The sequence below is a fragment of the Hyalangium versicolor genome (genome assembly GCF_020103695.1).
Taxonomy (GTDB): Bacteria; Myxococcota; Myxococcia; order Myxococcales; family Myxococcaceae; genus Hyalangium; species Hyalangium versicolor.
Genome location: NZ_JAHXBF010000003.1, coordinates 75374 through 95170, shown reverse-complemented (window position 1 = coordinate 95170; position 19797 = coordinate 75374). Strand labels below are relative to the sequence as shown.

At 68.2% G+C, this 19797-nt stretch carries 14 protein-coding genes; 4 read left to right on the top strand and 10 right to left on the bottom strand.

What is annotated here, in order from left to right; translation table 11 throughout:
• Window position 1: 1 nt before the first annotated feature.
• The 9 genes from KY501_RS06820 to KY501_RS06780 form a co-directional block, all read right to left on the bottom strand.
• Window positions 2-2752: a tetratricopeptide repeat protein gene (locus KY501_RS06820; protein WP_224361795.1), complete on the bottom strand. Its 2751-nt coding sequence runs from the start codon at window positions 2750-2752 to the stop codon at window positions 2-4.
• 3 nt (window positions 2753-2755) lie between these two features.
• Window positions 2756-4300: a bifunctional phosphoribosylaminoimidazolecarboxamide formyltransferase/IMP cyclohydrolase gene (gene purH / locus KY501_RS06815; protein ID WP_224361794.1), complete on the bottom strand. Its 1545-nt coding sequence runs from the start codon at window positions 4298-4300 to the stop codon at window positions 2756-2758.
• A gap of 104 nt (window positions 4301-4404) precedes the next feature.
• On the bottom strand, window positions 4405-4899 hold the full coding sequence (locus tag KY501_RS06810) for a sigma factor-like helix-turn-helix DNA-binding protein (protein ID WP_224361793.1): 495 nt from the start codon (window positions 4897-4899) through the stop codon (window positions 4405-4407).
• Between the two features lie 51 nt (window positions 4900-4950).
• A complete protein-coding gene (locus KY501_RS06805; protein WP_224361792.1) occupies window positions 4951-5475 on the bottom strand; it encodes a MerR family transcriptional regulator in 525 nt (174 codons plus the stop codon).
• 180 nt (window positions 5476-5655) lie between these two features.
• Complete coding sequence (locus KY501_RS06800) at window positions 5656-7458, bottom strand: serine/threonine protein kinase (protein WP_224361791.1); 1803 nt, start codon at window positions 7456-7458, stop codon at window positions 5656-5658.
• Between the two features lie 19 nt (window positions 7459-7477).
• Window positions 7478-9745: a serine/threonine-protein kinase gene (locus tag KY501_RS06795; protein WP_224361790.1), complete on the bottom strand. Its 2268-nt coding sequence runs from the start codon at window positions 9743-9745 to the stop codon at window positions 7478-7480.
• A gap of 132 nt (window positions 9746-9877) precedes the next feature.
• Window positions 9878-10231 (bottom strand): hypothetical protein, encoded by a 354-nt coding sequence (locus KY501_RS06790; RefSeq protein ID WP_224361789.1) that lies wholly within the window; start codon window positions 10229-10231, stop codon window positions 9878-9880.
• Between the two features lie 166 nt (window positions 10232-10397).
• Window positions 10398-13340, bottom strand: a complete 2943-nt coding sequence (locus KY501_RS06785; protein WP_224361788.1) for a choice-of-anchor D domain-containing protein — start codon at window positions 13338-13340, stop codon at window positions 10398-10400.
• 198 nt (window positions 13341-13538) lie between these two features.
• Window positions 13539-14192, bottom strand: coding sequence for a CDP-alcohol phosphatidyltransferase family protein (locus KY501_RS06780; protein ID WP_224361787.1), 654 nt, complete (start codon window positions 14190-14192; stop codon window positions 13539-13541).
• A gap of 289 nt (window positions 14193-14481) precedes the next feature.
• On the opposite strand from KY501_RS06780, the gene KY501_RS06775 reads away from it, so the two are divergent.
• The 3 genes from KY501_RS06775 to KY501_RS06765 all read left to right on the top strand — a co-directional run bounded on the left by KY501_RS06775 (window position 14482) and on the right by KY501_RS06765 (window position 16879).
• On the top strand, window positions 14482-14907 hold the full coding sequence (locus tag KY501_RS06775) for a hypothetical protein (protein ID WP_224361786.1): 426 nt from the start codon (window positions 14482-14484) through the stop codon (window positions 14905-14907).
• A gap of 106 nt (window positions 14908-15013) precedes the next feature.
• Window positions 15014-15469 (top strand): hypothetical protein, encoded by a 456-nt coding sequence (locus tag KY501_RS06770; protein ID WP_224361785.1) that lies wholly within the window; start codon window positions 15014-15016, stop codon window positions 15467-15469.
• A gap of 93 nt (window positions 15470-15562) precedes the next feature.
• A complete protein-coding gene (locus KY501_RS06765) occupies window positions 15563-16879 on the top strand; it encodes an Ig-like domain-containing protein (RefSeq protein ID WP_224361784.1) in 1317 nt (438 codons plus the stop codon).
• A gap of 12 nt (window positions 16880-16891) precedes the next feature.
• Here the strand turns inward: KY501_RS06765 and KY501_RS06760 are convergent, their stop codons facing one another.
• Entirely contained in the window at window positions 16892-18415 is a 1524-nt protein-coding gene (locus KY501_RS06760; protein ID WP_224361782.1) for an FAD-binding oxidoreductase, read from the bottom strand.
• Between the two features lie 162 nt (window positions 18416-18577).
• Here KY501_RS06760 and KY501_RS06755 point away from each other — a divergent pair, with 162 nt between their 5' ends.
• Window positions 18578-19783 carry a hypothetical protein gene (locus KY501_RS06755; RefSeq protein ID WP_224361781.1) on the top strand — a complete coding sequence of 402 codons (1206 nt, stop codon included), beginning with the start codon at window positions 18578-18580 and terminating at the stop codon, window positions 19781-19783.
• Window positions 19784-19797: the final 14 nt, after the last annotated feature.

Here is a 19797-nt window from a genome sequence, read left to right as displayed (position 1 = left end):
ATCACCCCCGCTGATCCGTCGTGAAGAGCAATCTCTTGGCCGGCAGGTAGCTGGGATCACGCCCCGCTGCCTTCACCAGCCGCTCACGCGCCGCCTCGCGGTTCGAGGCCAGCTCCAGCTCCGCCAGCTTCACTTCCGCGGAAAGCAGCCCAGGAGCCTGCGCCAGAGCATCGCGCAGCGAGCGCTTGGCGGGCTCCACCTGCTTGCCCTCCGCGAGCGCGAACCCATTGGCCATATGCGCGATGGGATTCTGCCGTCCCGTCGCCACGGCCCGCGCGGCGAAGCTGCGCGCCTTGCTCCCATCCCCCTTCTGCAGCGACAGCAAGGCCAGGTAGGCCGCGCCGCTCGAGTTGTTGGGATCCAGCTCGACCACTTCCTTGAAGAGCCGCTCCGCCCCCGCGCGATCTCCGAGGTGGAAGAGCAGGAGCCCCTCGTACAGCGAGGCCGCCACGTCATCCTTGCCGCTCGCCAACCCCAGGATGGAGCCCTCCAGCCCCGCCAGCGTCTCGCCCGGTCGCAGGAAGAACTCCGTCGTCACAGGCCGAGGCGCCAGTCGCAGCGGATCCGACTGCAGCGCCTGGAAGAACAGCCGGAATGCATCATCCCGGCGGCCCGCCTGCGCGGCCGCAATGCCCGCCAGCAGGAGCGCATCCTCCCGGCGAGAGTCCAGCTTGAAGGCATCCTGGAAGAGTTCCAGCGCCACCGCGGGCTTCTTCTCGGCCAGCCGCAAGCGACCCTCGAGCACCTTCTCGAGCGCCGTGTCCTCGATCTTCCCGTGGATGCCGGGCAGGTGCGCAGCCGCCTTCGCCGCATCCCCCCGTCCGAGCGCCGCGAGGAACAACTGCAGGTGCGCGGCAGGCAGATCCTTCACCAGCCCCACGGACTCCTCGGCGGCCTTCACGCCCGCGTCCACGTTTCCTGCCAGCCGCTCGGCGGCCGCGAGGTGGACGAGCACATCGGCAACCTCGCGCTCCGGGTACCGCTGCCGGTTCTTGAGCAGCGCACGCAGATCCCTGGCCGCAGCCGCGGCGTTCCCTTCCACCTGGTAGCGCAGCACGGCCAGGGCCATCAGCAACCGAGAGTCATTCGGAGTGGCCTTGGCACGTGCCTCGTAGAGCTTGCGCGCCTCATCCACCTCGCCGACTTCCAGGTAGATGCGCGCCATGGTCGCCAGGCTGTCCCAGTGCTCCGGGTCCTTCTCCAGACGCTTGCGGAGCGCCTCGAGCGCGAGCGCGTACGAGCCCGCCGCCTCATTGGCGAGCGCGCGGTGGTACTCCACGCGCTGGAGGTTGGGAGACAGCACGAGTGCGTCGCTGAAGTGCTGGTTGGCCAGCCCCATGGACGTCTGCAGGTAGGCCCGGCCAAGCACCAGGTGCGCCTCGGCCTTCTGAAGATCCGTACCCTTGCCCAGTGCCTCTTCGGCGAGCTGCTTGGCCTGCTCCACCGCCGGTTGCTGACCCGGATGGCACAGCAGAAGGTTGGCGTGGGCCAGGAGCAACTGTGCCGTGCGGCCCGCGCGCTCCTCGGAGGCCTCGATGAGCGAGAGCGCCTCATCGAAGGTGGCCTTGTCGATGCTGGTGCCACGCCCGAGCGCCACCGCCTGCACGTAGCCCGCGATGGCCGCGTCGCTGCGCTGATCGAGCAGCAGCGCCTGCTGGAAGAACTCCTCGGCCTCCGCGTAGGCCGAGCGCTGATCCTTGGCGAGCAGCTTGGTGCCCTCCTCGAGCCGCTCGATGCTGCTGCCGCTGAGATCCATGTAGCGCAGCTCCCAGCGAGGGAGCACGGCCCGGATGGCCTCGGGGATGGGCGGCGGCTCGGGCGGCTTCACGGGCTGCACGGGCCCAGCCACCTTGGGCTTCATCACCATGAAGTAGTACCCGGCACCGCCTCCCGCGCCGACCACCAGCAGCAGCACCAGCAGCACCTTGACCACGCCCCCCGAGCCTCCCGAGGTGCGCATCTGCATGGGCTGCATGGGCTGAGGCACATACGGCCTCGGCGGAGAGGAGCGGACCCCGCTGCGCGGCTCGAGCGCCAGCGCCGGAGCCTGAGAGGACACACCCGAGACATCGATGGACTCGAGCGGAGGCAGATCGATGGAGGAGTCAGGGGCCGGAACGCTGCTCGTGACGGCCGTGGCCGCCGACGCCGCGCGATCCCCCTTCTGCCTGCACTCCTCGCACGTGCCGATCGCCTGATCGAAAGGATCCGCGAGGGGCTTGCCGCACTCGCGGCACCCGACAGTGCCCGGGGCGGGAGCGTTCTGAGGCGCGGCCCCTGCCTGCCCGGCGGACCGGCGTGGAGACGGCGCCACGGGAGGAGGCGGTGCCTCCGGAGGCGGTCCGAGAAACTCAAGCAGCGGATCCGCGCTCTTGCCTCCCGGAGCCTGCGGGGCAGGACGCGAGGGAGCAGGCGCCGCCGGCCGTCCGGCAGGAGGCGGCACGAGCCCATCGAACAATGGATCCGGCGCGGGCTCCTCGGAGCCCGGCGGGGCGCTGAACTCGTTGAGGACATCCATCGCCACCGCGGAGTTACCACCGGCCGCGGGACTGGCGGACGGAGCGGGACGAGGCGTGGGAGCGGGCTGCGCTGCCTGGGGGGCAGACGCGGCGGCTTCAGGCGCGGAGGCGCTGTCGCGTTTGACGAGCTGGAGGTGCCGGCATCGGGGGCATTGCGCACGAACCCCCTTCGGCGAGATCAGCCGATCATCAATCGCATAGGCAGCCGCACATTTCTGGCAGACGATCCGCATGGCTCAGTGTCGGAAGTGTCGCACTCCGGTCTGTACCATCGCCAGTCCATGTTCATCTGCGGCGGCGATGACCTCCGCGTCGCGCACCGAGCCACCAGGCTGGATGACGCAGGTAGCCCCTGCCCTGGCGGCCTCATCGAGACCGTCACGGAAGGGAAAAAAGGCATCCGAGGCCACCGCGCTGCCCTGGAGGGCCGCCCCACCCCGCGCGGCCGCGATCTTCACGGAATCCACGCGGCTCGTCTGCCCGCCCCCTGCGGCGAGCAGCCGGTCTGGCCCGGCAAACACGATGGCATTGCTCTTCACATGCTTGCACACCTTCCAGGCAAAGCGGAGGGCCTTCTCCTCCTCGGCCGTGGGGTGGCGTTTTGTCACAATCTTCCACTCGAGGGGGGGTTCGACGGCGTCCCGGTCCATGAGGAGCAGGCCGCCGGACACGCTCCGAGCATCCAGCTGCACCCGAGGCCGGACCTGGGGCGAGGCCAGCGCGGCCCCGGCCTCCAGCAGCCGCAGGTTCTTCTTCGCCCCGAGCACCTGCAGCGCGGCGCCCGAGTAGGAGGGGGCGATGACCGCCTCCAGGAACGTCTCCGCCAGGGCTTGGGCGCAGGCCTCATCCACCTCGCGGTTGAAGGCGACAATGCCACCGAAGGCGGACACCTCATCGGCCGCACGCGCAGCGCGATAGGCCTTCACAAGCGAGGGGTCCACCGCCACGCCGCACGGGGTGTTGTGCTTGATGATGACGGCGCAGGGCTGCTCGGGGAACTCGAGGACGACTCCGAGCGCCGCATCCAGGTCCAGGATGTTGTTGTAGGACAGCTCCTTGCCCTGAAGAACCTTGGAGAAAGCCACGGTGGGCTCGGCGGGAGCGGAGTGCTCCCGGTAGAAGGCGCCACGCTGGTGGGGGTTCTCGCCGTATCGCAGCCCCTGCGCCTTGCGGAACGGCAGGGAGAGCTCTTCCGGAAAGGGCTCCTGGGCCTGCCCCGCCAGCCACCCGGCGATGGCCGCGTCATACGCCGCGGTATGAGCGAACGCCTTGCGCATCAGCCGGCGCCGCGTCTCGTCCCCCACCCCGCCGCCCTTGGCCAGCTCCGCCAGGATGGCCTCGTAGTCATCGGGGTCCACCACCACGGTGACGTGGCGCGAGTTCTTCGCCGCCGCGCGCACCATGGCCGGCCCGCCGATATCAATCTGCTCGATGACCTCGGCCTCGCTGGCGCCGGAGGCGACCGTCTGCCGGAAGGGGTACAGGTTCACGGCCACCAGGGAGATGGGCTCGATGCCGTGGGCGGCCATCTCAGCCCGGTCACCCTCGAGCTCCAGCCGGCCAAGCAATCCCCCATGGATGCGGGGGTGGAGCGTCTTCACCCGGCCGCCCAGAATCTCGGGGCTCTGGGTGTGCTCGGAGACCTTGGTGGCGGGGACGCCCGCGCTCTGGAGCGCCGACAGCGTGCCTCCGGTGGAGAGGATCCGGAAGCCGCGCTGCACGAGCCCCTGCGCGAAGGGCACCAGCCCGCGTTTGTCGGAAACGCTGAGGAGAGCCAGCAAGAAGTGCGCCTCGGGTGAGAGGGAGGCGCGGTGTTAGCAACCGCCCCCCGGGGTGTCAACGCGCCGTGCGGGCCGGCGCATCCCACCCGATGCCCCTACAGCCCTCAGGGCTTGCGCGCGGAGGCGGGCGGCTCGGCCTCGGTGGCCTCGCGCAGCTTCATCAGCCCGCGCGTCTCCACCTGGCGGATGCGCTCGCGGGTGAGGTTCATGATCTCCCCCACCTCCTCGAGCGTGATGCCGCCCTTCTCGGCCACATCCAGGGCGCAGGTGTGCTCCAGCTCCCAGATTTCCTTGTCCGGGAAGTTGAGCTTGATGGAGCCCGTCTCGGGGTTCACATCCAGATAGAGGTTGTGCTTGCACGACACGAACAGGCACGGCCGCGGCCCGTTCACGCAGTCCGCCCGGGTGCGGGGGCGCTGCGAATCGATCGTCTTGAGGAGTTCACCCTCCTCGGGATCGACCTGCCCCGCCAGGCGGCGGCGCCGCAAATCGCGCGCCATCTCCTTGCGAGACATCGTCTTGGAGCGGCGCCGCTCCGCCGGCTGCCCTTCCTCCCCTCCGCCCTCCTCCTCGCCCTCGAGCTGCTTCACTTCCGACATGTCCCCTCCGGATGTTTCCGAATCTAGCAGGTTGCCCAGGCCTGTAGCATCCTATTGCGAATCAGGCGTTTCGTCTGCGCGCGCGGTGACGGCGCTGCCCAGACGTGCCACGTCTCGGACCAGATCCTGGGCTCGGCGCCTCAGGGTGGCCAGCTGCTCCTCGAGCGTCCGGCGGTGCTCACCACCAAACGCTCGCTCCCCCAGCTCGTTCTGGAACCCGTCCAACACCGACGCCAGATCCCGCTCCAGCTGATCGATGTGGTTACGGTGGAAGAGGAACGTGCGCTTGATGTCCTCGAGCGTGTGTCCCTCCGCCATCATCTTCTTGATGGCGTTGATGCGCCGGACCGACTCCACCGGATAGAGGCCGAGGCTCCCCTGGTGCTTGCCCTTGCGGCCCACACGGCGGCTGCGCGGCAGCAAGCCTGCCTGGACGTACTTGCGAAACGTGGCCTCCGAGAGCTGCACGCCCCGAGGCCTGAAGATGTCCAGGATGGCCCGCGCCGGTAATCCGCCCGCGTAGTCGCGTTCGATCCGTTCGATCTCCTCGGGCCCCAGCAGTGCCATCGCTTCCATTCAATGGATTGTACTGAAGAGACTATATTGAGTGCCAGAATCCGGCAGCACGTGTCAAGCCGGAAAAGCGTACGAACGGAATGTTCAGCAACGAACAGATCCGCAGGCGCCGGGGCTCGGGGCGGACCCGGGCCGGCGGGGGCTCAGCGATCGACTGGGGGGCAGCTCAGGAGCGCGCGCTCAGCGGACGCGAAACTCGCGCCTCACCGTGGCGTTGGACTCGATGGTGATCAGGAACATCTTGGTATCGCGGGGGTGCTGGAAGACGAGCTGATAGTTGCCCGGCTCCAGGGGGAAGGACTTCTGCCCCTGAAGTTCTTTGTCGAGCACCTTCCCGTCCAACAGAACGACGGCATAGGGCACCGCGCGGAGGGTGAGCGTGCCTTTCGCGGGGGCCGGAGCAACAGCGTGCGCCTCGTCCTTCTTTGCGCTGCCTGCGTCCGTCGCCCCTGCAGGGGCCACAGCGACGCCGTTCCCCACTCCGGCATTTGGGGTGCCCTGCGCAGTCGCAGGTGGAGGGGAGATCACCTTGGGAGGAGTGCCTGCATTGCCCGCTCCAACGACAGCCTGCCCCTGCGAGGCGTCGGTGGTGGGGCCCTGTCCCTGAGCCTGCGAACGGAGCCAGGCCCCTACTCCCAACACAATGAGCAGGACCACTCCCACAGCCCCCATCCACAGCCCCATACGCCGGGCCTTGGCCCCGGAGTCTGGAGCGGGAGTCGCAGGAGCCTGTGCAGAAGGAACGGGCAGCGACACCGTCGCCGGATACACGGGCGAGTCCTGGAACTCGGCAGGGACAGCAGGAACCGCCCGGCCGGGCGTCGTCACCTGAGCCGAGGACGATCTCGCCGCCACAGACTCCCCTCTTCCAGGCAACAGAGACGTGGACGCGTGGACGTCCTCATCGGGCGAGACCGCAGGCAGGGACGGCTTCGAGTTCTTCCGCCCCGGCGGGTTGGGCAACACGGCCGTGGGCTCGCGAGGCGCGGGCTCCGCCGCCTGCTGCCCTGCCCCTGACTGGGTGTGATCGGGCAGCGCAGGCAGCGCCACGGCCGAGGGCACGATGCCAACATAGATCCGCCGCACGAAGGCGGACACGTCCGTGTCATCCGGGGACTGGGCGTGGTTCAGCACGCACTGGACGAGCGCTCGCTCGAACTCGCTCGCCGTCTGGTAGCGCGCGTCGGGATTCCGCTGGAGCGCCTTCATCACCACGTCGCCCAGATCCTCGGGGACGTTCGGGTTGAGACGAGACGGGTGTGCGACCGCGGTCTGCTGCACCGAGCGCAGCACGGCCAGCTCCGAGTCCCCATCGAACAGGCGGCCCCCGGTGAGCATCTCCCAGAGCACGATGCCGAGCGCGAAGACGTCCGTGCGCGCATCCACGGCCTCGCCGCGCGACTGCTCGGGCGACATGTACGCGAACTTGCCCTTGAGCATGCCCGGCGAGGTGAGCGCGGCGCCCTTCTTGGCGATCCCGAAGTCGGTGAGCTTCACCGCCCCGTCGAGCGAGATGAGGACGTTGTGCGGGGTGACGTCGCGGTGGACGAGGAAGAGCGGCTCACCATTGACCTTGAGGCGGTGCGCATAGTGAAGGCCGCGCGCCACCTCCGCGCCAATGTGCGCCACCAGCACCGGTGGCATGGGCTCCATCAGGTCCTTGCACTTCTTGCGAAGGTCCGCGAGCGAGCAGCCGCGCACGTACTCCATCGCCATGTAGTACACGTCCTCGTGCTTCTCGAAGTCGAAGACCTGCACCACATTGCCGTGGTTGAGCCGAGAGACGAGCCGCGCCTCGGCGATGAACATGTCCACGAAGCCGGGATCGCCCGCGAGGACCGCAGCGACCCGCTTGAGGACCACTTCCTTCTCGAAGCCCTCCACGCCCTGGGAGGTGGCGAGGTAGATCTCCGCCATTCCGCCTTCGGCGAGCTTCTTCTGGACGATGTACTTGCCGATCTGGGTGCCAGCAGGGAGCGTCACAGGAGCATCCAGGGCATGGCTAGAACTTCACCACGACTTTGTTCACGACGGAGGCCTTCACTTCGATCTTCTGCGAGAGGGTCCGTCCCAGATCCGGGTTGTAGAACTTGCACTGGTACACGCCCGTGGGCAGGGACACGGCCTCGAACGGCGTGGTGCCCAGGCTTCGCCCGTTGCAAGTCACTTCCGCCCACGGCGTCACCGCGAAGCGCACCAGCGCCTTGGGCGCCTCGGGCGCGGGCTTGGGCGGCTCCACCACCCGCGTCTGCTTGATAGGCGGAGTGGGCGCCGTCTTCGGCAACGGCTCGAGCACCAGCCGCTCCAGCTGAGAGGGTCCCGTCCCGAGCTTCACCTTCTTCGAGACGGCCCTGTACTGCGGTGCGCTCGCCTTCACCTCCACCTCCTCCTCGGCCTTCGCCTCCACCACCTGCGGAGCCACACCCCGCTCCTGGCCATTCACGAAGATCGTGGCCTGCGCCGGCTCCGTCTCCACGGTGAGCTTCACCAGCGCGGGGGCGGCAGGTGGAACCGGAGGGGGTGGCTTCGGCTGTGGCGTCACCGGCTGCGGCTTTGCCACCGGCGGAGACGGATTCCTGGCAGGCATCGGGATGAGGTTCAGTGCCTCCAGCTTCACCGAGCCCGTGACCGGAATGGCTACCGTGGCATGCAACTCCTGATAGCCGTCTCGGGTGGCAACCACCTGATAGGTGCCTGCGACCATGGTGGGCAGCGTCAGCGGAGTGACGCCCGGCAGCGGCTTGCCCTCGAAGAGAATCTTGGCTCCGGGTGGCACCGTCTCCAGCCGGACAGTGGCCGGAGGCGGCGGCACCGAGGGCTGCAGGAGGAACCACAGCATCAGGCCGACCAGCAACGCCGCCCCCACCGCGGAGGCGATCGCGATCAGCCGCCGCTGGGCGCGTACCCGGCGCGGGGCCTGCGTGGTCCCCGTGACCAGCGACCCGCCATCCGGCATCAGCTTTCGATCCAGCAGCGCCCCATTCAGCGCCTCGGTGGGCAGCTCGGCGAAGCCCTGGCGAAGCGTCTCGGAGGGAACTGGCGGCCGGGACGGCGCGGGACGGCGCTCCACCCGGTTCCGCTCGGACTCCACCTCTCGGCGCGAATCACCGCCGCTCCGGGAGGTCCGCAGGGGCCCCGAGGGCGAGGGATCCGTCAATTCGATCTCCGCGGCTGCGGCAGAGATCAGCTCTCCCCGGTCCGCGCGGGTGACGTCCTTGGACTCCTTCCTCGGCGCGACGCTGGGGTGGTTCCCCCCCGAGCGGCGATGTCCCTCCACCGCCGTGCGCTGCCCCGTGAGGGGCGGATCCTCCTCCACCACGATGCCGCCCGCACGCGCCTCGCTGGCGAGCCGGTCCGCGTACACCTTGTGCAGGAAGGCCGACAGCTCCTTCGGGTTGGCCGAGAACTGATGGGCGATCAGCCACTGCTCCAGCGCGACCTGGAGCTGCAGCGCCTCGGAGTACCGGACGTCCGGATCCTTGGCGAGCGCCTTCATGACGATGGAGTCCAGGTCCGCCGGGACACGCGAGTTCGCCTGCGAAGGCGGCGTCACCTGGCACTCGGACACCGCCGACAGCGTCTGCATGTCGCTGGAGCGCTTGAACAGGCGCGTGTTGGTGATCAGCTCGTACAGCACCACGCCGAGCGCGAACACGTCACTGCGGCAATCCACCCGCTTGCCGGCGGCCTGCTCCGGAGACATGTACGAGTACTTGCCCTTGAGCACCCCCGAGCGCGTCACGGTGGCCTGGTCCGCCGCCTTGGCGATACCGAAGTCCACCACCTTCACGACGCCGTCGAAGGACACCAGGATGTTCTGCGGAGACACGTCCCGGTGGACGATGCCCAGCGGCTTGCCCGAGGGGTCCGTCTTCTTGTGGGCGTAGTCCAGACCCGCGCACGCTTCGATGATGATGCGGACCGCCAGCGGCACCGGCACCTCGAGCCCCATGCCCGCCGCGCGCTTCCACATGCGCCGCACGTCCTCGCCGTGGATGTACTCCATGGCCAGGAAGAAGCTGTCGTCCTGGGCGCCCAGATCGTGGATCGCGACGATGTTCGGATGGGCCAGCCGCGCGGCGATCTTGGCCTCATCCAGGAACATCCGGATGAACTCCACGTTCTCAGCCAGGTGCGGAAGGATGCGCTTGACGACCACCAGCTCGTCCGAGGCATCCGGACCCTTGCGGCGCGCAAGGTAGAGCTGGGCCATCCCGCCCATCGCGAGCCGTTTCAGGAGTTGGTACTTGCCGTAGTTCTCGAGCGACACGAATCTGACCCGCCCGCTGGGAGGGCCCGGGTTTACAAAGAACCCGAGCGTAAGCGGCACCGGCGGGGGGGTCAAACCCCTGGTTCAGATTCAGGAATTGGGTCGGGCCCGGGCAGGCAGGTGAACGAGGGCTCAACCGCCCCGGCGGGACGGGCGGCGCTCGCGAGTCTCGCGCATGAGCGCATCCAGGGCATCCAGGTGACGGCGGAGCACGGGAAGGACCAGGGGGTTGGCCTCCACCCGGTCGAAGAGCTCGAGGGCGCGGTCGACCTGGCGCTCGATCTCCTCGGCGCGTGCGGGGGAAATGCGGCGCAGCAACAGGTCCGCACCGGCCTCCATGAGCACGCGGGCCACGGCATCCCGGGAGGTGAGCGGCTCATCGGGACGGCGCTGGCCTTCCCCGCGAATGACGCGCAAACCGGGACCCGCGGCGCGCGAGTTCTGGGGCGCGGCGGACAACGGCTGCATGTGCTGACGGGTGCTCACCAGGCGCCTCCTCGGCTGCGGCTGCGACGGGCTCAGGGTACTCAGCACGCGGGGTCCTCCAATTTTCTGGTCATCCGCACAGGTTGAACCAGCCCTGTAGCACCTGGGGCCGACATCCCCTGTTTGGAGCCCGAAAATCGGGCCCGCGAGAGCCCGTCCGAGGCGTTTACTGGCAGGCGCGGCGGTAGCCGATCTCCACCTTGGCGCCGGGCGCCGGGCTGGGAGCGAACACGACGCTGTTGGAGCTGGCGTCGTAGCTCCAGCCCGAAGTCACGGGCGCGCCGTTGATCGTCACAGTCACCGAGCCCGGGTCTGGCAGCTCGCTCAGCGGGAAGCGGTCCTGAGGCGAGAACGCCTTGTTGGCCACGTTGCGCAGGAGTGGCGCGTAGTCCGAGGCGCACACCGAGAGCACCTCGCCGCCCGTCCGGCTGGTGGCTTCGGCATACCGGGTGCCATAGCCGCCCGCCGTGGCGCAGGTCGAGTCGGTGGGCGCGATGGCGTAGATCGTCATGCGCTGCGGCTGGAACTCGCCCTTCTTGCCCTGGAAGAAGCGAACGTAGGTCTCCACGCTGTCCGGCGAGTGATCATCCTCATCGCCCACGAAGACGACCACGAGTGCGGCCTCGTCCCGGAGGAAGCCCGCGTTGCCGTCGTTGGGCTGCGGGGTGCGCGGATCATCCGCGTTGGCCACGAGCGGATCCGAGAGCGCGCGGCGCACGGCCTCGAAGCCCTGCTCCACGGAGGCGCACTGGCCCACCTGGGCGTTGCCCTGGAGCTTCGTGGTCAGGTCCTGCGTCTGGTTCGTGAGGATGCGCTGACGGCTGCCGTCCACCGGGAAGATGCGCCCGGCCTCGCCGCCCATCGCTCCGCCCGGGCAAGCGTTGGACTCCGGGGTGATGCCGGTGGTGGTCACCGCCACGTGCAGATCCACCTTCTTGTCCAGCGCGGTGCCCACGAAGGCCGGCAGCGCGTTGATGAAGCGCGGCTGCTCCTCGACCATGGAGGCGGTGTTGTCCACCACGAAGAGGACGTCCACCTTCGTGCCGTCCTGCTGGATGAAGGTGTCCTTCTTGTCCACCTTCTTGGAGGACTCGCCGAGCAGCGGGACGAGCAGCGGCTCGGGCAGGTCGCTCGAGTCCACGTAGAGAGGAGACAGGTTCATGCCCGTGACCTGGGCGTAGTACTCGACCTCTGCGGAGAAGGCGTCACCTGGCTGCAGCGTGATGGGCAGCGGGTTGGGCGCATCCTTCAAGAAGAACTCCGAGTCCGTGGTGCCCGGCCCCAGGCGTACGCCAGAGACGGTGATCGGGCCCGGGCATGCGTTCAGGTAGTTCACCTGGCGAGGCGTCGGCGGGCAGTCCTTGCGGCCGACACCGAAGTCCACGAAGCGCGGAGTGGGCACCAGGCAGGCGCTCTGCGAGTTGGCCTGCAGCGGCACGAGGAGCAGCGGGTTGACCGGATCGGACTGTTCGACCTGCACCGTGCCCAGGAATGTTCCACCGGAGGCCGGCGAATCGAACGCCACCTGGAAGCTGAACCAGTTGCCCGGGTAGATGATGAGACCGTCCAGCTCGCCGCCCGGCATCCGGAACACGCCGCCACCGTCGTCGCGCAGGCGGATGTTCTTCACGGGGCACACATCATCGCCACGGTTCTCCAGCTTCACACCCAGCACGGCGCCGCGCCGGGGTGGCACCGTGCCGAAGTTCACCGCCATCGGAGTGACAGCGAGCTGGCAGGGCGCATGGGGCCGGGACACACCGTGGAAGTTCAGCAGCACCGACGCGGCGTTGAACGCGTTCGTGCTCAACACGAGCCCGCCAGTGGTATCGCCCTCGCGGGAGGGCTCGTAGAAGACCTTGAGGTTCACCTCCTGCCCGGGATTCAGCGTGTACGGGAGCAGCATCGGCGAAGTGCTGAACTGTACCGGGCCCGACGGGTCGGGCTGGAAGTCCAGGCCAGTGAGCTTCAGCGGCCCGCCGTTCTCCGAGCCGCAGTTCTTGATATTGACGACGACCGACGTCTTGGCGCCGATCGGCTGCGACCCGAAGTCATAAGCCACCGGAGAGACGCACAGCTCCGCCGCACCGCCATGTCCTCGAAGGGCCACCGGAGTGATGGGGTTGCGCTTGCTGACCACGTGGAAGCTGGCGGTGTCATCCGCGAAGCCCATGTGGCCGGGGCTGTAGCGCACCTCCCACTCGCGCACCTCGTCCGGCTGGAGCACCAGCGGAAAGCCCGTGGCGCCGAGGCTGAAAGAGGCATCCTTTCCCCCGAGATCGAGCTGGGTCACCGACATCGGCTCGGTGCTGATGTTGTGGATGCGCGCCATCAGCCGCTTGTCCTTGTCGATGGGCACCCCGCCGAAATCCAGCTCGGCCGGCTCGGCCACCACGGCGCGGTCCAGGGACTCGGCGGACACCATCACCGGCACGTCCGCGCAACCCCGGCACGGCGTCACCGCGAGCGCCACGCTCTTACGCCCTACAGCCACCGGGTTGAACGTCAGCGGCAGCTCGCGCTTCTCCCCTGCTCCCAGCATCACCGGGGAGATGGAGAACTCGTCCTTGTCCGCACCCACCAGACGGGTGGTCACCTCCACGGGCAGGTCCGTGGGGTTCTCGACGGTGACGGACAGCGTCTTCGAGGACTCGGCCTCGATGCGGCCAAAGTCCAGCTTGTGCGGCGACACGCGCGCCCAGGCATCCACGCCCGCACCCTTCAGCGGAATGCGGAGGATGGGCTCGCGCTTCGCATCGGAACGGATGACGAGCGTGGCGGGCAGCTCGCCCGGCTCCAGCGGCGCGAAGCGCACCTTGAGACCACACTCGCTGCCCGGCAACAGGCTGTGAGGTCCCTCATGGGTGAAGCTGGCCAGGTACTGCCCGTCCGGCCCTTCCACCCAGATGTCGTCGACCTCGATGCGCGAACGGCCCACGTTGCGCAGCGTCACCGCTGCTTCGCGGCCGTCGAACACCGCCACACGTTGAAAATCGATGCCTGCGGGCGTGGCGGTGAGCCGGCCATCCGCCATGGACGAACGCTCCCGATCCGCACACCCCGCAAGCAGCCCCATCACGAGGGCCCACAGGCCCCAGCGCCCACTCATGGTCCCTACCCCCACACCGTCACCCCACCCACCTCAGGTACTCCCACGGCCACCCTGGGAGTTGCTGAGGATCACGTGGCGAAACTAGGCACCCACCCATGGGCGAGCAACCACACAGTCGGGGAACTCATGGGGAACGGCGCGGACACGCAGGGGACTGCACGTTTCCCGAAGCGGACGTTCGCTGAGAAACATCCCTCAGAACTTCGGAATCCGCAGGGTCTTGCTGATCATCGCGCTGCCGCTCAGCAGGTACAGCAGCACCAGGGGGTGCAGTTCAAAAGGGCCCAAGTGCCACACGCCTCCCAGGAGCTGCTCCCCGATGCCAATCCGCCCCTGCCACGTGGCCACCGCCAACACCGCCACCAGCGCCAGGCTCGTGGGGATGGGCGTGCCCTCGAAGTACTTCACCTTGCCCGTCCCATCGCTGAGCTCGGCCGCCGTGACGTTGAAGCGCGCCAGGCGGCTGATCCCACAGGCCACGAAATAGAGGAGCACCCCCACATCCAGCGCCCCCCGCATCCCCACCGCGAACGCCAGCGCCGCCGGCGCCATGCCGAACGAGATGACGTCCGCCAGTGAGTCCAGGTCCGCCCCCAGCGGCGAAGACTTGAAGCGCCAACGGGCAATCCGCCCATCCGCGAAGTCCAGCACCAGCGCCAACGGCATCAACCCGAAAGCCACCCACAACCACCGCAGCTCCCCCGTCGCCAGGTACTGCATGGCCGACAGGATCGCCCCTGCCCCCGAGAACCCATTGCCCAGCGTGACGAAGTCCGCGAGCACAAAGGTCCGGATCATCGAAAAGTGACGGCGGGGCGGTTTCTCTCGTGGATCGGTCGTCGTCGTCATTCGGACTCTCCTGGCGGTCCTGGAGGGCGACAGCGCTACTGCCGAACCATCCCCGGGATCGGCTATCGGCACCACGCTTTTCTGGCAGGGCAGACCATCAAGCAACACGCCACTCACTTTTCTCAACCCCCAAGGTCCGGACTCAAATCGCAGCCACAATGCGATTGGCTCATCGCGGAGATCCGCCGGATCGTGGCCAGGCCCACGGCAACGGACCGGGAGTAGCCCATCGACAACAGCGGGAGGACACCTCCATACTCTCCGGCCTCAACGTTACCCCGAGGTCCAAATGAGCAATGGAGCCGACATCGAGCAACTCGACGCCCCCCCGCCAATCTCCGCCGAGCTACGCAAGAAGATCCTCGCGGATCCGAACGTCGCGAAGATCGCCGCGGAACTCGAGATGGACCTCGACGAGTTCGTCAACACCGTCGGGTACTACATGAACAACCCCGGCGTGGAGCCCGCCTTCCTCGTCGTCAGTGACGAGAACCTCCGCAAGATGGGGGTCGAGCCCCCCACCTACGAGGCCATCGAGGCCAACGTCCGCGCCAGCGTCGAGGCCTTCAAGGCCGGCCAGAACCCCAGCGGCTTCGAGGACACCCGCAAGAAGGCCGTCGATCTCTCCGGCCAGAGCGCCGAGGACGTAAAGCCCAAGAATGATCCCAACCTCGACGACGCGATCAAGAAGGGGCGCAACCCGCTAAAGCCTTGATCCGACGGGGCTCACAAAAAAGTGAAGTCGCCACACAACTCCTCGGCGCTCCCCCGGATAATCCCTTCAACGCTGTACTTTTCCTTTCGACATAAGAGAGTTTGCCATGGGATTCATCAAGAGCATCGGCAAGGCGTTCAAGAAGATCGGTGACATCGCCAAGAAGGCGGTCGGCTTCGCGAGCAAGATCCTCAACGGGCCTCTGGGGCAGATCGCCTCGTTCATTCCGGGCGTGGGCCCCTTCATCGCCGGCGCCGCCAAGGTCGTCGGTGTGGCCAACAGCGTCCTCAACGGCGGTGGCCTCAAGGGCATCGTCAGCGGCCTCGTCGGCAACCTCGGTGGTGGCCTGCTGGGCAAGGCCGGTACGCTCCTGAGCAAGACGGGCCTCGGCTCCGCTCTCGGCCTGGGCTCGCAGCTCAACAGCTCCGGTGGCGTGCTCGACCTGGTCAAGGGCTTCATGGGCTCGCGCAAGGGCGATGACTCGGCCGCGGCTCAGGGCGACAAGTACAACCTCACCCAGTTCGCCGCGTCCAAGGTCGCCAGCCTCCTCACCGGCAACTGATCCGTTCGCCTTCTCCCAGTTTTTCAAGGGGTGCACGCTTTTCGGCGTGCACCCTTTTTTCTTTCTGTCCCAACGGCCCTAGCATGCGCGCCGATGAACGACACGAATGCATCGGCCTCGGCTCGAAGCGCCTCAGGAACCTGGATTCCGCTGCTGGTCCTCCTCAGCCTGCCTGGCGTGGGCTGTGGCGATGACAAGGACACCTCGGCGCCCACCCGCGTCCAGCTCACGGGAGGAGTGAGCGCGGGGGAAACCGTCACGGGCCGGAGGACCCTGACGGCCACCGCGGAGGACGACTCCGGCAAGGTGGCCAAGGTGGAGTTCTACCTCTCCACCACGCGCATCTGCACGGATGGGGTGGAGAAGAACTCCGGCGAGACGTTCTCGTGCGAGTGGGATTCCTCCAACGCGGCCCAGGGGGCCCAGGAGATCACCGCGAAGGCCTCGGATGCCGCAGGCAACTCCGCCTCCTCCGCGCCGATCGCGATCACCATCCCTCCGCCCAACCGAGAGCCCTCCATCACCCAGGTGACCGCCTCGCCGGCCGGCGTCAACGAGGGCTCGAACACCACGCTGTCCGTGAGCGCCAACGACCCGGATGGGGACGCGCTCACCTACTCCTGGACGCAACTGCCCGTCGTCCCGGCCGGCGCGTTCGGCTCCGAGAGCGGGGCCTCCCGGACGTGGACGGCGCCCATCGTATCGCGCAACACGACCTTCACCTTGAAGGTCACCGTCTCGGATGGCCGGGGAGGCACGGCCGAGTCCACCGTGGCGATCGCAGTGACGAATGTGGCTGCCCTCAACCGCGCTCCCAACGTTGGCGACATCACTCCGGATCCCGCCACCTCCGTCGTGGCCGGGCAAACCCTCACCCTCTTCGTCCCCGCCAACGATCTGGATGGGGATCCGCTCACGTACACCTGGACGACGACTCCCGCCGGCCAGGGAACCTTCACCACTCCAAACGAGTCGGTGGCCCGCTGGCACTCTCCCGAGATCGCCGCAACCAAGAGCTTCACCCTGCAGGTGACCGTGTCCGATGGCACCGACTCCGTCACCCGCACGCTGCCGATGGATGTCCGTGTCCCCTCGTATGCCCAGAACGTCGAGCCGATCTGGAGCCCCACCTGCACGACGTGCCACTCGGACAACACGTCCTCGGGCTCCCTGAACCTGCAGGCGGGCAGCTCTTACGCCTCACTCGTCAACAAGAACGGCATCGGTGAGTGCAACTCACTCAAGCGCGTGCTCCCGGGCCAGCCCGAGGAATCCCTGCTGGTGCAGAAGATCAGCGGCACCGCCTGCGGAGGCCGGATGCCGCAGAACGACCCCGAGTACTTCGACACCAACACGGGCGAGCTCATCATGATCCGCTCGTGGATCCTCGCGGGCGCGCCCAACAACTGAGCCCGAGCACGATCAGGGAGACGGCAGGTAGCGCCCCGGCGCGAGGATGCCGTGCGGATCCAGCGCCGCCTTGAGCGCTCCGAGCACCCGCGCGGAGTCGTCCTCGGCCGTGGCCCCGAGCACCGGAGCCTGGATGCCCAATCGCGCCGGGTAGTAGCCCGCTCCGTTCATCGCCTCCTGGAGCGCCTGGTAGCAGTCCAGGGCGCGCGCGTCCTCGCCCTCCACCCTCCGATCGTAGACGAGCGCCACCACCAGGTAGGCACACCGGGTGCCCACCCCTAGCAAGCACAGGTTGGGCTCGAAACCGAACTGGAGCGGCAGCGGCTCGGCGATGGCCAGGGCCCGCTCCACGTGCGCCCCCTTCATCGGTACCGCGCAGGACAACCAGACGAAGCCGCATCCATCCCGATCCGGATCCGGCTGGGCGGGCATCGGTGAGCGCTGGCGCCAGTACATCATCCGCAGGTTGCGCGCCGAAGGCACCCGGCGCAGCGCCTCCGGCTCCACCTCTTCCTCGCGGTAGCACGCGAGCGAAGGCGCAGCGCCCCTGAGCACCGCCTCCGCCCGGTGCCACGCCGCCTGTGCCTGCTCCTCGCTCGGGGCCTGGAGCAGGAAGCTCAGATGCCACGGCCCCAATCCCTGTTCCTCGAGCAGGCTCTTGCGCAGAGACTCCGGCAACGGCGTCCGCCCTCCGGCCTGCTCCCACGGGTACTGCCCGAGCACCGACAGCATCTTGTAGTCGTTCCACAGCGAGTAGGCCTCGCGCAGCGTGCCCTCCACTCGCAGCACACGCAGCCCGTCCACCACCGCCGGCAACTGGGCGGCGCTCTCGAGCGGTGCCGAGATGATGCGCACCGCCGCCGCACGGGGCGCCAACCAGAACGTCATCCGCGTCACCACGCCCAGGTTGGACTGGCTGAAGAGCCCATCCAGTCCCGGGCCCGGCCCCCAGCGCAGCACCACCCCCGAGCGGGCTCCCGGGTAGCGCCCCAACCCCGTGCGCAGCAACTCGCCCGTGGGCAGCACCACCTCGAGATCACACACGTGCTGGAAGATGTCCCCGTGAGGACCGCCACCGTCTCCCCGCTCCAGCGCGTTGCCCACGAGGCTCGCCTGCGGCGGTCCACCAATGGTGGCCAGTTGCAAATGTGAGCCGTGCTCCTCCAGGAAGGCGTGCGCCTGGGCGAAGGTCACCCCCGGCTCCACCGTGAGGTAGGCCAGATCCTCGTCCCAATCGAGCACCCGGTTCATCCGCCCCAGGTCCAGCACCACACTCCCCGTGCGTGCTGGCACACGCGAGCCATACCCGTAGTTACGTCCCGCGCTCACCGGGAAGACCGGGACGCGCAGCTCGTGGGCGATGCGCAGGCACGCCTGTACCTCCTCACGGCTGCCCGGGCGCAGCACCGCCGGCACCCGCTGGGCCGTGGCGAAGGTCGCCGTCTGCACGGCCTCCAGCGTCCCAGCGTCCACGAGGACCTGTTCGCTCCCGAGCACCTCGCGCCATGCCTTCAGTGCCTCTTCCAGCCGCTCCATGGCTCCTCCCATCGAGGCCCCGCCACGCAACTTCTATTGTGTGGGCGCGATAACTCCATCAGCCCTCACCTATTCCGGCAAGGCTGTATTGCCGGACCGACCATCCCATAGAATCCCACCCACTCTGCGAGCCTTGATTCTGGCCGCCCCCAGGATGCACCCATGACCTCGCCTATCGACAACCGCTCCCGCCTCACCCGTGCCAACTCCGCTCCGGTGCAGAACACCCAGCCCCGGCCCGAGCTGCAGCGCACCAACTCCGCCCCGGTCAACCAGGTCCGGCCCCAGCAGGTCCAGGACGGCATGGACACCCGGGCGGCCGCCGCTCGGACCTCCACCGGATCCAGCGCGGGCAGCTTCTTCAGCAACCTGAAGAACGCGGCGAAGAGCTGGCACGCGGGCGCCGTGGCCAACGCGACCAAGGACGCGGTGGCCTCCGGCGTGGGCAAGCTCGGCATTCTCAAGAGCGCGGGCGGCCTGGTGGGCGGCGCCTTCGGCATCTTCACCGGCGTGAAGAACATCGCCCAGGGCATCAAGAACGGCGATGGCCACCAGATCGCCGGCGGAGCGCTGGGCGCCGCCAAGGGCGTGCTCGGCACCGTCAAGGGAGGCCTGTCCACCGCCGCCGCCATCGAGTCCAAGCTGGCCCTCAAGGGCCTGGAGAAGGCGGCTACCGCGGCCATCGGTGACGGCACCAAGCTGACCAAGGCCATCGCCAAGTCCGCCGCCGAGGCCGTGCACCTGGGCAAGGACCTGACCAAGCTGGACGTGCTGGGCCAGGCCGCGAAGTCCTCGGGCTTCCTGGGCAAGATCGGCACCACGCTCAAGTCGGGCGCGGCGGGCCTGCTGGGCAAGATCCCCGGCGGCGCCGCGGCGAAGCTGGCCGGCAAGCTCGAGTCCAACATCATCAAGACCGGCGCGCTGGCGCTGGGCGGCAACGCCAAGGGCGTGGCCACGGCGCTCCACGCGGCCGAGTCCGCCACCAAGGCCGCTGGCGCCGCCGCCAAGGCCACGGGCACCGCCGCCAAGCTGGCGGGCCGCTTCGCCCCCGGCCTCAACGTGGGCATCGCCGCGCTGGACGTGGGCATCGCCATCAAGACGATCACCGACCCGAAGGCCAGCATCGCCTCCAAGGTGACGTCCGGCATCACCGCTCTGGGCTCGGTGGCCGCTGCCACCAACATCCCGATCGTGTCGCAGGTGGGCGCGGCCGTCTCCATCGCCTCCACGGCGGTGGGCGCCGCCATCGAGAACTTCGGCGCCATCAAGGACACGGCGAAGAAGGTGGGTTCTGCCATCGCCGACGGCGCGAAGAAGGTAGGATCGGCCATCGCCGACGGCGCGAAGAAGATCTTCAGCGGCTGGTAATCTCGGCGCCAGGG

What these genes read in the sequence shown, in the direction of transcription:
- KY501_RS06820 (WP_224361795.1), bottom strand. Translation starts at nt 2,752, where the DNA reads ATGCGGATCGTCTGCCAGAAATGTGCGGCTGCCTATGCGATTGATGAT.
- KY501_RS06810 (WP_224361793.1), bottom strand. Translation starts at nt 4,899, where the DNA reads ATGTCGGAAGTGAAGCAGCTCGAGGGCGAGGAGGAGGGCGGAGGGGAG.
- KY501_RS06805 (WP_224361792.1), bottom strand. Translation starts at nt 5,475, where the DNA reads ATGGAAGCGATGGCACTGCTGGGGCCCGAGGAGATCGAACGGATCGAA.
- KY501_RS06785 (WP_224361788.1), bottom strand. Translation starts at nt 13,340, where the DNA reads ATGAGTGGGCGCTGGGGCCTGTGGGCCCTCGTGATGGGGCTGCTTGCG.
- KY501_RS06780 (WP_224361787.1), bottom strand. Translation starts at nt 14,192, where the DNA reads ATGACGACGACGACCGATCCACGAGAGAAACCGCCCCGCCGTCACTTT.
- KY501_RS06775 (WP_224361786.1), top strand. Translation starts at nt 14,482, where the DNA reads ATGAGCAATGGAGCCGACATCGAGCAACTCGACGCCCCCCCGCCAATC.
- KY501_RS06770 (WP_224361785.1), top strand. Translation starts at nt 15,014, where the DNA reads ATGGGATTCATCAAGAGCATCGGCAAGGCGTTCAAGAAGATCGGTGAC.
- KY501_RS06765 (WP_224361784.1), top strand. Translation starts at nt 15,563, where the DNA reads ATGAACGACACGAATGCATCGGCCTCGGCTCGAAGCGCCTCAGGAACC.
- KY501_RS06760 (WP_224361782.1), bottom strand. Translation starts at nt 18,415, where the DNA reads ATGGAGCGGCTGGAAGAGGCACTGAAGGCATGGCGCGAGGTGCTCGGG.
- KY501_RS06755 (WP_224361781.1), top strand. Translation starts at nt 18,578, where the DNA reads ATGACCTCGCCTATCGACAACCGCTCCCGCCTCACCCGTGCCAACTCC.